The 14,566-nt window shown below is 71.5% G+C and carries 9 protein-coding genes; 1 reads left to right on the top strand and 8 read right to left on the bottom strand.

Annotation, left to right across the window (positions count from 1 at the left end):
* Positions 1–3: 3 nt before the first annotated feature.
* The 8 genes from ACFY1U_RS25960 to ACFY1U_RS25925 are packed head-to-tail and all read right to left on the bottom strand — an operon-like array spanning position 4 to position 13,723.
* On the bottom strand, positions 4–6,672 hold the full coding sequence (locus ACFY1U_RS25960; RefSeq protein ID WP_390696535.1) for a DUF4157 domain-containing protein: 6,669 nt from the start codon (positions 6,670–6,672) through the stop codon (positions 4–6).
* Positions 6,669–6,965 carry a hypothetical protein gene (locus tag ACFY1U_RS25955; RefSeq protein ID WP_390696534.1) on the bottom strand — a complete coding sequence of 99 codons (297 nt, stop codon included), beginning with the start codon at positions 6,963–6,965 and terminating at the stop codon, positions 6,669–6,671. Before ACFY1U_RS25955 ends, ACFY1U_RS25960 begins: the two co-directional genes overlap by 4 nt.
* Entirely contained in the window at positions 6,956–8,899 is a 1,944-nt protein-coding gene (locus ACFY1U_RS25950) for an ATP-binding protein (RefSeq protein WP_390696533.1), read from the bottom strand. Before ACFY1U_RS25950 ends, ACFY1U_RS25955 begins: the two co-directional genes overlap by 10 nt.
* Positions 8,900–8,932: 33 nt before the next feature.
* On the bottom strand, positions 8,933–9,763 hold the full coding sequence (locus ACFY1U_RS25945; RefSeq protein WP_390696532.1) for a Pvc16 family protein: 831 nt from the start codon (positions 9,761–9,763) through the stop codon (positions 8,933–8,935).
* Between the two features lie 49 nt (positions 9,764–9,812).
* Positions 9,813–10,538: a hypothetical protein gene (locus tag ACFY1U_RS25940; RefSeq protein WP_390696531.1), complete on the bottom strand. Its 726-nt coding sequence runs from the start codon at positions 10,536–10,538 to the stop codon at positions 9,813–9,815.
* Positions 10,531–11,259 (bottom strand): hypothetical protein, encoded by a 729-nt coding sequence (locus ACFY1U_RS25935; RefSeq protein WP_390696530.1) that lies wholly within the window; start codon positions 11,257–11,259, stop codon positions 10,531–10,533. Before ACFY1U_RS25935 ends, ACFY1U_RS25940 begins: the two co-directional genes overlap by 8 nt.
* 42 nt (positions 11,260–11,301) lie before the next feature.
* Positions 11,302–11,826: a phage tail protein gene (locus ACFY1U_RS25930; protein ID WP_004003113.1), complete on the bottom strand. Its 525-nt coding sequence runs from the start codon at positions 11,824–11,826 to the stop codon at positions 11,302–11,304.
* Positions 11,827–11,860: 34 nt separating this feature from the next.
* On the bottom strand, positions 11,861–13,723 hold the full coding sequence (locus ACFY1U_RS25925; protein ID WP_390696529.1) for a phage tail sheath family protein: 1,863 nt from the start codon (positions 13,721–13,723) through the stop codon (positions 11,861–11,863).
* A 372-nt stretch (positions 13,724–14,095) separates the two neighbouring features.
* On the opposite strand from ACFY1U_RS25925, the gene ACFY1U_RS25920 reads away from it, so the two are divergent.
* The gene (locus tag ACFY1U_RS25920) at positions 14,096–14,560 is read left to right on the top strand and encodes a YchJ family protein (RefSeq protein WP_390696528.1); all 465 of its coding nucleotides are present in this window, start codon (positions 14,096–14,098) and stop codon (positions 14,558–14,560) included.
* Positions 14,561–14,566: the final 6 nt, after the last annotated feature.

Raw genomic sequence — 14,566 nt, 5'->3', positions numbered from 1 at the left:
GGGCTACTGGAAGGTGAAGAACCCCTGCTTGAAGCGCTCCTCTATGTCGAACATCGTCCTTTCCAGCGAGTAGAGGCTCTTCCCGTTCTGCGACTTGAACTTCGACAGCTTCCTGCGTATGTCGTCGACGTCACTGAACGCATCGGTGCCGGGAGGAGCCTGTCCCCGTACGTTCATGAACGCTTCCATGAACAGCTTTGTCACCCTGCCGAAGGCGCGTTTCACATCCGCCTCAGAATCCCTATTGACGTTGACCGGGTTAAGATCCTTGGCTGCGGTCGGGGGCGGCGGATTAAAGTGTTTCGTGGCCCGCTGCTCGGCCGGAAGCTTCATCCAGTCCGACCTTTCCCGGCCAGATCCGTCCCCACGCTTGCGATACAGACCCCACTCGGCCTCAACCGTCTCGGGGAATCCTCTCGGATACTGCCCGTAGGGGTATGGAAGGCTCGCGGGACTGGGTCCGGAGTAGCGCGCCAACTGGATTCTGTACCACCCAGGAATCGGGGGCTCTTCGGTGTTCTTCTCACCGAATGCTTGTGCCGCGTACCTCTCGATCGTGCGGTAGAACGCGGCGTTGTCATCGTTCCTGGCGGGAACGAAGTTCGATGTCTTCGCCGGCCCGCCGACCTCCCGGGGAATGAGGTGCATCCGATCCCACTGCGGCGGGTTGCTGGTGTGCTTGTACAGGTTCTCGAGGTAGGGGAACCCGTAGGTGAACTGCCCGCTCGGCGGCCTGCCGAATGCCCTCGCGTACTCCGGGTTGATGTAGCGCGCGTTGGTATCCGGTCCGGGTGCCACCCCGTTCTGCGGGGTCGGAGTGATCTCAGGGCGGGGCAGGTCCCATTTGTTCAGGTAGTCGTTGAGCGTGTCCGGGAAACCGTCGATCACCCTGTCCTCGGGGTTGACCTTCGCCCACACTTCGAACGCGTCCCGTTTCGTCTGCCGCCGCTCCAGCGACGTGAGGCGGTACCACCGCCGCAGACCGGCTAGGACGGCAAGGTGCGCAGGGCGCGGCAGCCCGGGTTTGAGCAGCACGGTGAGGATTTTCCTGATGCGGTCCACGGCGTTGTTGAGGCGCTTCTGCTTAGGTCCGTTCTGGTCCTCGTCCTGCTTCCGCTTCCTCTTGCTGCGCCCGGACTTGGGCCGTCCCGGGCCGTCCTTCTCGTGCTTGGGCCTGCGGCGGCCCGGGCCGTCCTCCTCCGGCTTCCGCTTCGGCTTCTTCGGGTCGTCCTCGCCGTGCTTGGGCTTCCTGGGGTCGTCGTCCTTGCCGGTCCTCGGCTTCTTCGGATCCTCGTCCTTGGCGGTCCTCGGCTTCTTCGGATCCTCGTCCTTGCCGGTCGTCGGCCTTTTCGGATCCTCAGTGTCCTTGGGCGGTTTGGGCTTGCCCGGCTCCCCTTCCTTGGACCTGCCGGGTTCACCGTCCTTCGGCCTGTTCGTGCCCGGTGTCTCCCCCGTGTCCTTCGGGCGCTGGGGAACCTCGTCCTTCGGCCTGTCGGGGGTGGAGTCCTTCCGCTTCTCGGGGGTCTTCGGCTTCGTCTCCGGTTCGGGCTTCGGTTTCGGGCGGGGCTCCGGCTTCGGCTTGGGCTTTGCCGCCGGCGTGGGGCGGGTGTCCGTCTCGCCGGAGGACTTGTCGGCGGGGCGGTCCTTCGGGCGGGTGGCGCCCGTCGGTTCCGCCGGCTTCGGGCGGGTCGGGGTGCCCGAATCTTCGGTGGCGGGCTTTCGGGTGGGCGCCTCGGCGTCGTTGGGACGCGTCGTCGTCGGGGTCTTCTCCGTCGGCCGGTCGCCGCGCGGTGCGCCCTCGTCCCCCGCTCCGGCAGAGGGCCGCCTGCCCGGACCCTCGCCCTCCCGGCCCCCACGGAACAGCTTGCCCGCGATGCCCTTCAGGCGGCGGCCCACCTTGGCGACGTACTTGCCGATCGCGTTGAGCAGATACTGGTAGGCGAGTTCGAGCAGGGCGACGATGCCGGCCGCGACCGCCTTGGCGAACAGGAGGCCCGCGCCGCCCTGGCGGACCGCGCGCAGCCAGGACAGGACCGCGCCCATCGCGGTCAGGATCTGCCCGAGGGCGCCGATCGCCGTGCGAATCGCGTCGATGACCGCCATCACCCAGCCCGCGCCGGGGATCAGCTTCGCGATGACCTTCGTGATGATGATCTCGCCGATGATGAAGGGGAGTTGGGGCACGACCGCGTCCCAGGTCTCCTTCACGATCCGCTCGAGGGAGAAGCCACCCTTGATCAGCTTGTCGATGATCATCTGCGGGATGCCGAGGATCTGCTGGATCTTCTCCTGGAACCACTGTTTGACCGCCGTCTGGACCTCGCGGAACATGTAGTGCTCCGCGCCGTCGACCGCCGAGTTCTTCGCGCCGCTCAGCCAGCCGCCGGGGTCGTCCAGGAAGTCGATCGCGATCATCATGAACTCGCCGAGCGCGCCCAGGAGTTGGGAGGCGTACTGCAGGATCGTCTTGACCGCGTCGATGACCGACTTGATGACGTCCATGAGCATCTTCTTCAGGATGTTCAGGATGTCGCTGAGCAACTTGGCGAGCTGGTTGAGCAGGTCGGTGACAATCTGCTTGAGCTCTGCCGCGAGCCGGGTGACGAGGGCGATCGCCGACGCGATCAAGTCGGTGACGAACTTCCGTATGCGCTGCGCCAGTTCGATGATCGCTTTGACCATCTCCACGGCGAACTGGATCAGTTCGTCGATCAGACTCTTGATCGTGTCGACGATGAACGACCGGGCCTCGTTGATCCAGCGCTCGACGGTGTCCTTGAAGTTCTTGATGAAGTTGACGACCGCGTCACGAGCGTCCCGGATGATCTGGACGATCGCGTTCTTGATCTCGATGACCTTCTGCTTGATCCAGTCGAAGGCCTTGGTGAGCCAGTTGCCCGAGTCCTGGGCCGCGTTGTCCGCCTTGCTCTTGGCGTCCGACTCGGCCTGGTCGCCCTTGTCCTTGATCTGCTTGTCGCTGTCGGTCTTCTGCTGCGTGACGTCGTCGTCGGTCTTCTTCTCGCGGTCCTGGACGTCCTTGCGGACCTTGTCCGTACGGTCGTTCTTCTTGTCGCCCAGTGTCTTGAGGGCCTGGTCCTGGTCCTGGCGCCAGCCCTCTCGCTGTGCCGTGACCTCGTCGAGGGCCTTCGACCGCTGGCCCGCCTGGTCCCGGGTGTTCTTGTCGATCTCGCTGCCGACCTGCTGTTGGTGCTTCTGCTGTGAGTCGCGGAAGCCCTTGTCCTTGGTCTGGCGGCTGTCGGACATGCCCTTCTGGCCCCGGCTGAACGCGGCCTGGAACTCGGGCCCCTTGTCGTGCTCGGCCACGGCGGAGGCCGCGTTCGCGGGTACGGCACCCGTGGGCGCCCCCTCCGGCATCGCGCCCGGCGCGGAGGCCGCGCCGGGGACGTTCCCCTTCAGCTCCTCCTGCGGGGCATCGGGGTAGACCTGGTCCTCGCCCATCGAACGGCCCGCGTCGTCACGTGCCGTGTCGAGCGTCTCCTGGCCCTTCGCGTCGACGGCGCCGCCCTGCTCGTCGGACGTCTGCTGGGCCGCGCCCTGCATCTGCACGCCGGGGGCGTTGCCCGCCTGGGCCTGCTTTAGGGCCTCGTCCTTGGTGGGCAGCCCGGCGAACTTGGCGGCCAGTTCCTGCTTGTCGACGTGGAAGCCGAGCTTCGAGGCGAGCCAGCCGATGCCGAAGCCCAGCGCCATCTTGAAGGTCTGCCAGCCGTCCGGCGGCTCGGCCTTCTCCGCCTCGATCTGCCCCTCGGGCTCCTTCGCGCCCGTGACCTGTGCGTTCTCCTGCTGGGGAGCCTGCGACTTCTGGGCCGGGTCCTGCGAGTACTGGGCGGGCGCGTCGGTCTTCGGCTTCCCCTCCAGGGTCTGCGGCGCGCCCGCCGGACGCTGCATGGAGGGCGGTGCGGCGGCGAGCTGTTTGTGCTCGTCGCCCACGCTGCGGTCCACCGCGCCGTTCACTCCGCCCATGGCCTGGTAGGCCTGATACGGCTTCAGCGTGGCGGCCGTGCTCAAGCCCGCCTCGGGCGAGACCTGGGAGAGGTTCGGGGCGGGCGCCGAGTCCTTCTTCCCCTGCCCCTTGCCGACGGCCTTGCTGGCGACGCCGCCGGCCCGTGGCGCACTCGGGGCGGAAGCCGCCGGGGCGCTGCCCGGCGCCTGGTCCGGCTGCGGCGCGGCACCGATCGCGTCGTCGGCCGCCTGTGCCGTGGCCGTGGAGTCGGCGGCCTTCGCCGGTGTGGACGCGGGAAGGGCCGCCTGGCCCGCCGGCTGTGCGGCGGCAGGCCGCGGGGCCGTGCTTGCGGCCGGAGTGCCGGACGTCGAGCCGCCGGCCCTGGGCGAGGCCGCGTTCTGCGCGCCGCTGGTGGCGCTGCCGGGCCGGTCCGCGTTGGAGCCGCCGGTGACCTGCGAGTCACGCGCGGCCGGTGCCTCGGCAACGGCTTGCGTGCGCTCGGCCGTACCACCCGATACGGAAGCGGAGGACGCGGAGGCGCTCTGCGGCGCCGCGGCCGTACCACCCGCCGCCTGCTGCGAGCCCTTCTCCTGAGCGGTGGTGGCCTGCTCACCCGCGGCCGGGGTGCCTTTCTCCTGCTTGGCCGCGCCCTCCTGCACGGCTCCGCCGCCGTCCGATCCGCCCGTCTGCCGGGCACCGGGAGCCTGCTGCACCGTGGCCTGCGCGGTGACGGGACCGGCCTTCGGATCGTCGCCGCTCTTCGGGTCCTTCGAGACGGCACCGACGTCCGGCAGCCCGGTGGCCTTCTCCTGCGGTTCCATGCCGGAGAGCAGGGTGTCACCCGGCCCGCCCACGGACTCGGGCGAGGCCGAGGGCGCAGGCTCGGTGGCCGGTGCCTCGGCGGTGTTGTCCTCGATGTCCGCCTGAGCCGCCGAGTCCTCGGCGTCCTCGGCGTCGCGCTCCGCCTGTACCTGGTCGGCCTTGGTCGGCGGCGGCGCCGGGAAGTCGGGCAGGGACGCGCCGGCTGCGTCCGACTGATCTGGCGTCGGCACCCCGGACACATCGGGATCCTGCGTCGGCAGGAAGTCCTCCGGCTGGAGCTCGATGTCCCAGGCGCTCGGCTCGGCGCCACCGACCTCCACCTCCGAGGTGCTGTCGGAGAGCGCGCCTTCGTCGCCGGCGGTCTCCTGTGGTCCGTCGAGGTCCTGGTTGCGTACGCCGTCCAGGCTGCTGGACGGCGTGGGCAGCGGGATGTCCGTGCCGGGCGCGGGCGAACCCGTCGGCTGGTCGGAGCTCCGCTTGTCCGTCTGGGGGATCTGCCGGCCGGCGGCGAACTGGTCGGCGGCACCGGGCCGGTTCCGCGCGGCGGACTCCTCCGCGCCGGCGACGGGGACGCCCTGCTCACCTGCGGCGCCCTGCTGCTGTTGGTCCTGTCCGCCCTGGTCGGCTTCCTGTGCCTGCCCGCCGTCCTCGGCGTTCTGGGAGGTCTCCTGCTGCCCACCGCCCTCCGCGTCCTGGGACGTCTCCTCCGGCGCGGCGGCCGAGGTGTCCTGCGTCTGCTGCCCGGCGGTGACCGACGTGCCCCGCGCCTGCGTCTCGTCCCGCACCCCGGCCGCCGGAGCCCCGCCCCCGCGCGCTTCGGTCCCCGACTGCCGCCGCCGGTCCCGGGCGTCGGACTCGGCCCGCTCACGCCGGGTCCGGTCCTGCGACTCGGCCTGTTGCTGCTCCCTGGTGCCGCCGTTCAGCGGGGTGCTTCCGGGTGCGCCCTCGCGCTCGGCCCGCTCCTTCTCCGGACCGGTCGCACCGGCCGGGCGGCCCTGGTCGGCCCGGTCCTCCTGGGCCCGGCGCGCGGCGCTCTCCCGCTCGGCGCGCAGGTCCTCGGCCGTGTCGGGCTCGGCCTCGGGAGCGTCGTGCGCATCGCGTTCCACGCGGTCGTCGGCGAAGTCGTCGTATGCCTCGATGTCGTCGACGAGGTCGAGCACCCGGTCGTGTTCCGGGCCGAGCAGTCGGCCCTCGAGCCGGTCGAGGACGCTGTCGAGCAACTCGGCGGGCAGACCCGCCAGTTGGCGGCGGGTGCGCTGGGAGAGGTCCTCCGGGTCGCCGCGCAGCGAGCGCACGAGGGAGTTGGCGAGCCGGTCGACGAGCGTCGCCGGGTCGATCGCCTCGGCGCGCTGCCGGTCGGCGTCCACCGTCGCGTACCGCAGCCAGCCGGGGGTGGCCTGGCCCTCCTGGACCTGTGGGGCGGCCTCCTCCCGGACGGTCGCCTGCGCCGCTGTCTCCGCCTCCCGCTCGATCGCCTGCTGCGGCAGGCTCACGGCGCCCAGCTCGCGGCCGGCCCGCAGGGCGCCGAGGCCGTGCGGGTTCTGCACCGTGTGCTGGAGTTCGTGGGCGAGCAGCCGGCGGCCCTCGTCGGTGCCGGGCCGGAAGGCGCCCTCGCGGAAGAGGATGTCCTGGCCGACGGCGACCGCGTCCGCGCCGAGCAGCTCGGTCAGCTGCCCGGCGTCCCGGCCGGTGTGCAGCCGTACCCGGCTCAGGTCGTGGCCGAGCTGTTCCTCCAGCTCCCGTCGCAGACCGGGGTCGAGGGGCTGTCCGGCGCCGCTGACGATGTTCTTCGGCTCGGGCGCCCGGGACTTGGCGGCCTTCTCCTTGCGCTTGCGACGCCGCTGTTCGGCGGCCTGCTCCGCCTGGGCGTCCTGTGTCTGGGAGCTCACCGGCTCACCTCCCCGTGCCCGCTGAGTCCCTCGTGCACGGCTCGGGCCAGCTCCTGCCCGAGGCGGCGCGCCGAGAGCCCGGCCGGCAGCGGCGGCAGTCCGGACAGGGCATCGACGGCGAGGGGACCGTCGGCCGCCAGCGGGACGCCGTGCTGCCGTACAAGCCGGGTCAACTCGCTCTCGAAGGCCACCGACACGCGCTCGGGGTCGGCCCGGAAGCCGTCGAGCACCAGCTCGCCGACCTCGATGCGGATCGCCGAGGGCTCCCGTTCCGGACCCGGTCTCACACCCATCCGCGGACCTCCGTAGGCGTCAGCGAGCGCTCCAGCTTCAGGTACTCGGTGCGGGCCGCGGCCAGCATGTGCCGCATCTGCAGCCGGTCGCCCTCCTCGGCGGCGAGGAAGGCCCCGGACAGGGCGATGTTGCGGATCGAGCCGCCGGCGACGGTGAGCTGGGCGAGGAGGGTCGGGTCGATGTCCTTGACCGGGGCCTGCGGGGGCAGGACGCGCCGCCAGATCTCGGCGCGCTCGTGCTCGGCGGGGAAGGGGAAGTCGACGACGAAGCGGATGCGCCGCAGGAACGCCGTGTCGAGGGCGTTCTTCATGTTGGTGGTGAGGATGGCCAGGCCCCGGTAGGCCTCCATGCGCATCAGCAGATAGCTGACCTCGAGGTTGGCGTACCGGTCGTGGCTGTCCTTGACCTCGCTGCGCTTGCCGAACAGGGCGTCGGCCTCGTCGAAAAGGAGCAGGGCGCCGCCGCGTTCGGCGGCGTCGAAGACCCGGCGGAGGTTCTTCTCGGTCTCGCCGATGTACTTGCTGACGACCTGGGAGAGGTCGATGACGAACAGGTCGAGGCCGAGCTCCTTCGCCATGACCTCGGCTGCAAGGGTTTTGCCGGTGCCGGAGCCGCCGGCGAACATCGCGGTGACGCCGAGCCCGCGGCGCAGGGTGGCGGCGAATCCCCACTCCTGGTGGACGGTTGCCCGCTGCCGGACATGCGCGACGATCTCCCGCAGCACGCTGGTCTGCCGCTCGTGCAGCACCAGGTCGTCCCAGCCGGCCTGCGGCGCGATACGACGCCCGAGCTCGTCCATGCCGATCCGCGCCTCGTCGAGCCCGGCCCGCCAGGCGAGCTCACCGGCGTCCAGCTCGTCCTCGTGCGGCAGGCGGCGGCGCACGGCGGCGGCCGCGGACCGCACGACATGCGGAGGCAGCTGGAACTGGGCGACAAGGGAGCGGAGTTCCCCATCGCCCAGGTCAATCTCCTCGAAGGCGTCTGCCCACAGGCCGAGTTGCTCCTCGTCGTCCAGCCGCGGAACGGCCACCCGGGCCCCGTACGAGCGCTCCGAACGCAGCGGGTCCTCGCTCGACACCACGACCGGTACGGCCGCCCCGGCCAGGAAGGACTCGGTCGCCGCCCGCTGGTCGCGGTCGAGTTCGCCCGCCTCGACGAGCAGCGCGGCGGGCAGCAGGATCGCCTCGCGCTGCCACAGCCGGGCCAGCCGGTCGCGTTGGGCCGGGTCGGAGGGGATGTCCTCGGCGCTCATGGAATACAGGCCGAGGCCCGCGCGGGCGGCCGCGGCGGCCGAGATGTCCGCCCTGCTGCGCAGATCGCCGCCGGTGACTTCGACCAGCGGTGCCTCGGTCGCATTCGTCCAGCCCTCGGCGAGACGGGTGGCCGCCAGGTCGTAGGACGGTGTCAGCGCCTTCGGCACGGGGGTGCGGCGCAGCTGCCCGTGCAGCCGGGCGTCCAGATAGGGCGAGCCCAGCAGGAAGTGCAGGATCCGCTCGTCCAGCCGCAGCCGGGAGGTCGTCAGCCGTGACTCGTCCTCCAGCTCGACGATCCGCCACCGCCTGAGCGGCGCTACGGGCGTGAGCGCGCTCCAGTGCGGCTCCGCGAGGGCGGCGAGGGCGAGGGAGAAGGTCGGGTACGCCCGTTCCGGATCGCCGCAGGCCGCGGCGCACCGGGCGGCGGCCGTGGGCTCCAGCTCGTGGGCGGCGGCGAGGAGTACGAGGTCCCGCTCGAAGGAGGTGAGGCTGAAGCAGGCGACCAGGGCGTCGAGGGGGGCGGTGGCGGGGCCGTCGAAGGGGACCAGCTGGGCACCGGGGCCCTGGTCCTTCCCGGCGGCACGCGCCGCATGCGCGTCGACGCGGGCCAGGACACGCCGGATCTCCGCGGTCAGCGTCGTCGCGGTCGCCGCCTGCGCGCCGTGCTCATGTGCTCCCATGCCCTCACCTGCCCCCGCCGTCGCCATGTCGTCTCACTTCTCCGTGCCGTCGTCGCCCCGGCGCCGGGCAGGGGTGGTCTTCCGGGGGCGCGCGGGCGCCTTGGCGGTGGTCTTCGCGACGGTCTTCGCCGGCCTCTTGGCGGGCACGGGAGCGGACTGCTCCGCTTTCTGGTGCACAACTTCCGTAGAAGTGGGCGCACTTGAGGGCGCATCGGTGTCGGTCGCGGCCGTCGGCGGGACCGGCGCCCCGGGTGCCCCGAACGGCAGCACCTTCACCTCGGGCCGCTCCACCGGCTTCCCAGGCACCGGGCTCTGCCGCCCGTCGATGAGGACGAGGGTCGCCTGGTAGACCACCGACAGCGTGTACGGGGTCTGGTAGAGCATCCCCCACAGCTTCGACGTCTCGTCGACGTCCATCACCGTCGGCGTGAACCGCACCCGCTGCGCCGCCTCGGCGAGATCACTGCCCGCCAGGTACGGCCGCTCACCGGCCTGTTCGATGACGTCCTTCGGGAGGACCGGGATCTCGTGCAGGGTGCGCACCACGGAGCCGATCAGCCGCTGGCCCACGAGCTCCCGCTCGTCGCCGTACGCGCTGATCAGGTACTGCAGGTCGAGCGCCGCCGCGGGCCGCTTGACCAGGGTGCCGTCGGCCGCGCGGGTCGGCAGATCGTTGTTGCGCAGCGAGGTGTTGGGCGTGACCTGGTAGAGGAACACCGAGATCGTGGGCTGTTCGAGCTGCGGGTCGGCGGGCGGCTTGCGCGGCTCGACCTTCACCGCCTCGCCGAACTCCGGTCCCACGTTGTTCTCGATCAGCAGGGCGAGAGCCTGGGTGACATGGGCGATGGCAAGTGCGTTGCTCATGACGTCAGTTCCTCGGTTCCTCTCGTCCTGCTGCTGTGTGCGTGGCGGCTCACTCGCGCCCCCTGGCCAGGTAGTCCGCGAGGCTCAGGGCCGTCCCGGGCCGCTCCGCCGCCTTCCGCCGCTGCCCGGCGCCTTCCGCGGCGGTGGCGGCGGTCACCTCCAGCCGCCCGATCTGCACCTGCACCACCTGCTCGGTGGGCTTGGACGGCCGGCGGGCCGCGGCCTGCCGTACGGCGTCGCGTGCCGCCGCCGTGTCGGCGGCGCTGGGTCGCAGCGCCGCCGACACGACTCGGGGGGCGGCCTCCGTGCCCGGGGGGATGGGCGCGGACACCGCGGTCTGTGACGCTCCTGGCTCCGCCCGCCCCCGCCCGGCCGCGCGCCGCCCGGCCTCGGGCAGCGGCCGCGGGCCCGGCGCGACGGGCGCGACGGGACGCAGCAGGGGTGCCTCGGCGCGGACCGGCGACGACGGCGGGGCCGGTGCGGCGGGCTCCCGTTCGGTGCGTACGACGGTCCGCTCCCGCTCCGTGTGCGTGCGTGTCCGGACCGCCGACGGGCGCGGTGCGTCCGGCGGCACGGCAGCGGCCGGCGTGGTGGCGGGCCACAGCAGCGTGTCCTCGTCCGGTGCGGGTGCGGCGGCCCGTACCGCCTCGACCCGCTCGAACGGGCCGGGCAGCCGCGGCCGTACCCGCACCGCGGCCGGTCGCGGGGACGCGTGCCGTGCGAGCAGCCGATCAAAGAAGTCGGGGCTGTCCGGCGCACCCCGGGTGTCAGACATCGGCACACAGCTCCAGGTAGTAGCGGCGCCGCGTCGGGCTGAGCGCCAGGATCTCCGGCTCGCTCCAGCCGTAGGCGGTGGCGAGGAGGTGGACGTCGAGGAGCACGTCCCGTGCCCAGGCGTCCAGTTCGGTCCACAGGTAGGAGGCGATGTCGAGTTCGGCCCGGGTGGCCTCCCCGCACTCCGGGCAGGCGACGTCGAGGGCCAGGTCGGCGCCCGGGTCGGCGGCCTCGACGGCCTCGGCGATCCGGCGCTGCACCGGCAGGGGCAACTCCCCCGCCGCCGCGGCCGTCCCGTCGTGGGTCGCCGAGACCAGGCACCGGGCGAGCAGCGCGGCCCGCGGGTCCGCCGAACGGGCGGCGGCCTGCAGATCGGCGACCCCGGGGAGCCTGAACTCCACGTCCCAGCCGTCCTGTCGGACCCGTACGACCGAGTCCCCCGAGGAGCCCAGTGAGCCCGCGAGCTCCCCCGCGTCCAGGTCGAACTCCATGTCCGCCCCGCACGCTGCGCAGTCGAGGCGCACCTGCATCCGCTCGCCGAACAGCGCCCGGCGCAGGGCGAACAGGTCCGCCTCGCGCTCGCCCACCGGGAGCTGCGGCAGCCTCCCGGTGTCGACGTCGGGCCGTGCCGTGCGGTGCAGCAGCAGGGCCCGTCCGACCGGTGCCTGACCGAGCCCGGCCTCCCAGGCGGCCAGCAGTTCGGCCGCCCCGGTGATCGCCATGTCCCACCCCGTTTTCGCCGTCGTCGCTCAACTGCCCCCGGGTCAGGCCGGGTTGAGGAACGACGGCTCCTCCGGCTCGGGCACCTCGTAGTCCCGCTCCCAGCCCTCACACTCGAGCTTCAGCGACTGGATGGCCACCGCGTTGGCGTTGGCGTCCAGCTCGCCGAGGACCTGGTACTCGCTCGGCCAGGTCCGGTAGAGCTTGTGCGAGACGGCGACCTGGCCGGCCTCGTTGAGGACCTGGATGACGATGTCCTTGCGGAAGTCCGCGAGGGACACCTCCGAGCCGAGACCCGCGCCGACCTGCCAGACCTTGTTGGCCCAGCGGTCGAACTCGGGGTCGTGGGTGACCCCGCGCTCGAGGGTGATGCCCTCGAACTCGGAGCGGCCCGGCGACTTGCGCGGGGAGGAGGGGTCGCCGCCGTGACGGTGCTTGACGACCTCGGTGGTCCGCTTCAGCGGACTGATCTTGCTGATGCCGGCGACCGTCCGACCGTCCCACAGGACCAGGAACTTGAAGTTCTTGTAGGGGTCGAAGCGATGCGCGTTGACCGTGAACTCAGCCATCGATTTCCTTCAGCTCTCCGAGATTGACGGGCCGCTAGAGAGCGAACTGCCCGGACGTCTGCTGGATCCTGACGACCACGAACTCGGCCGGCCGCACCGGCGCGATCCCGACGAGCACGTTGACGACGCCGTTCGCGACGTCCTCGTCCGTCGTGGTCTCGCTGTCGCACTTGACGAAGTACGCCTCGCGCGGGGTGCTGCCCTTGAAGGCGCCCTGGCGGAAGAGCGTGTGCAGATACGAGGAGGCGGACAGCCGGATCTGCTGCCACAGGCTCTCGTCGTTGGGCTCGAACACGACCCACTGCAGTCCGCGCTGGAGGCTCTCCTCCACATGCAGCGCGAGGCGTCGCACGGGCACGTACTTCCATGCGCTGTCGAGGGCGTCGGAGCCCTCCAGCGTGCGCGCGCCCCACACCAGCGGGCCGGTGACCGGGAAGGTGCGCAGGCAGTTGACGCCGAGCGGGTTGAGCAGCCCGGTCTCACGGTCCGTCAGGTCGACGGTCAGCGAGTGCACTCCGACGAGCTGTGCCTCCGTACCGGCGGGCGCCTTCCAGACCCCGCGCTCGGAGTCGGTGCGCGCGATGACGCCGGCGACCGCGCCGGACGGCGGGAAGGCGCGCAGCCGCCCGGTGAGCGGGTCGGTGAGCTGGATGTGCGGGAAGTACAGGCCGGCGTGGTTGCCGCGCACCGGGTCGAAGGCGGACAGCCCGGCACGGGCGCTGTCCACGCTCACCCAGGCGCTGGGCGCGTCGACGAGCAGGAAGATCCGCCGCTCCTCGGCGAGCCGCTGAGCTGCGGATACGACGGTGAGCGCGTCGTCGATCTTCTCGTACGACGCCAGTTCGGGCAGCGCGAGCAGGTTGACGTCGGCCACCTGGCGCAGCGCCTGGATGCCGGTCTTGTCGGCCTCGGAGCCGATGAGGTCGCGCGGGCCGGGGGCCTCGCCGTCCTCGCCGCCCTCCAGCGGGAACACCGGCGGGTTGACCGAGGCCTCCAGGCCCAAATCGTTGGCGCACTCGCCGAGGAAGCGGACGACGTCCTCGGGGTCGGTGGAACCGGCGACCACCTGGACACGGCGGCCGAAGGCGGTGACCTCGACGCCCGCGAAGGCGTGCTTTCCGGGCGCGTCGGGCAGCGCCCGCAGCTTGCGCTCCAGGAGCAGCGCCAACTCGGCCACGGTGGACGGGGCTTCGCCGTCGCGGTCGGGGTCGTAGAGCTTGAACTCGCGCTCCACGTCACCGATCTTCACCGTCAGGTCGACGGCCAGGTCGGGCAGTTCGTGGCCGAACGGCTTGGAGACGGTGCCGGACGGGTCGGGGCGGCCCTCGCCGACGGCCTCGACGCGGATCAGCCGCGACCCGGCGTTGACGACGGTGGGCGCGTAGGTTCCGCTGCCGGCGTCCATGGACAGGCCGGTGAAGCTCTCGCGGGCGTCGCCCCTGGCGTCGTAGACCCGCAGATTGAAGGTCGCCTCGCAGTCCGGGGTGTCGTAGTCGACGGCGACGCGCAGGCCGTTGCCCCATACGCCGGGTTCCTTGGCGTGGACCTCCAGGACGCGGCTCTCGCTGCGGCCCTCGGTGGATTCCAGGACGACGCAGGCGGCCTTGCCGCTGCCGGCCTTGGTGACCCGGACGATCACGGCGACGGAGCCGCCGTTGCCGAAGAACTGGTGGACGGCGTAGGCGAGCGGGCTCTGCGCGCTCAGCCCGCCGAAGCGCCGCTCGAAGTCGGCGAATCCGGTGACGCGCACCGGCTCGTTCAGCGGGCCGCGCCGGGTGTGCCCCACGAATGCGGTCACCGAAGTGGTCACGGCGGAGATGGCGCGGGTGCTGCTGGGAAGCTCTTCGACGTAGACGCCCGGATACGTCGGCCTGGCGGCCGCGGCATTCGTCGGCATTCCCCCTCCTATCCCTTCTCAGGCACCGGTCAAAGGCACCAAGAGGCGGCAGAGGGAGAGGTTTCGGCACGGCGGAGCGCAGCGGTCTGCCGGCGCGCCCTTGCCGCGCCGGTCCGCACACCCCGTATCAGCTTCCCCCGTCAATGCCCCGGACGGACGGCCGCCCGGGTCAAGCACGCACGCTTGTGACTCCTGATGCTCAAGTGCTGTGCCCAGACTGCGAGTTGACCCTTGAGGGAACAAGGCGTGTTCACGCCAGTCCGAAAGGAGGTTCGATGAAGGCGGGTGTGCACAACTCGCACCGGATGTGCGCGTGTCGGAACAGGCGCTTCACAGATTTCACACAGCCCTTGGTGCAGCAGAATGGAGCACATGTCCCGACGTAGCTCGCAATCCCGGCGGCAGCACGGCTCCGCCCCCGTTCACAAGCCCTCCTGCCCTTGCGGTCTTGCGGAGACGTACGAAACGTGCTGTGGCCGATTCCACCGGGGTGAGGCCGCGGCACCCACGGCCGAAGCGCTGATGCGTTCGCGCTACAGCGCCTTCGTGAAGCTCAACGATCAGTACCTGCTCAGGACTTGGCACCCGAGTACCCGCCCGGCGACGCTCACACTCGATCCCGGCATGCGCTGGACGGGCCTGGAGATCCTCGACACCACCGACGGCTCGGCGTTCCACGCCACGGGCACGGTGACCTTCCGCGCCTCGTACGAGGGCGGCTCACTGCTGGAGCGCAGCCGGTTCGAGCGAAGCGAGATGGGGGTCCCCCCGGCCGGAGGCTGGGGGAGGGTCGAGGGGGCCTGGGTGTACGTCGACGGGGAGTTCCCCGAGGCGTAGAGGCGC

The organism is Streptomyces sp. NPDC001351, assembly GCF_042896045.1.
Lineage (GTDB): Bacteria > Actinomycetota > Actinomycetes > Streptomycetales > Streptomycetaceae > Streptomyces.
The sequence above is the reverse complement of the archived record's forward strand: the minus strand, read 5'-3'. Positions and strand labels throughout refer to the sequence as shown.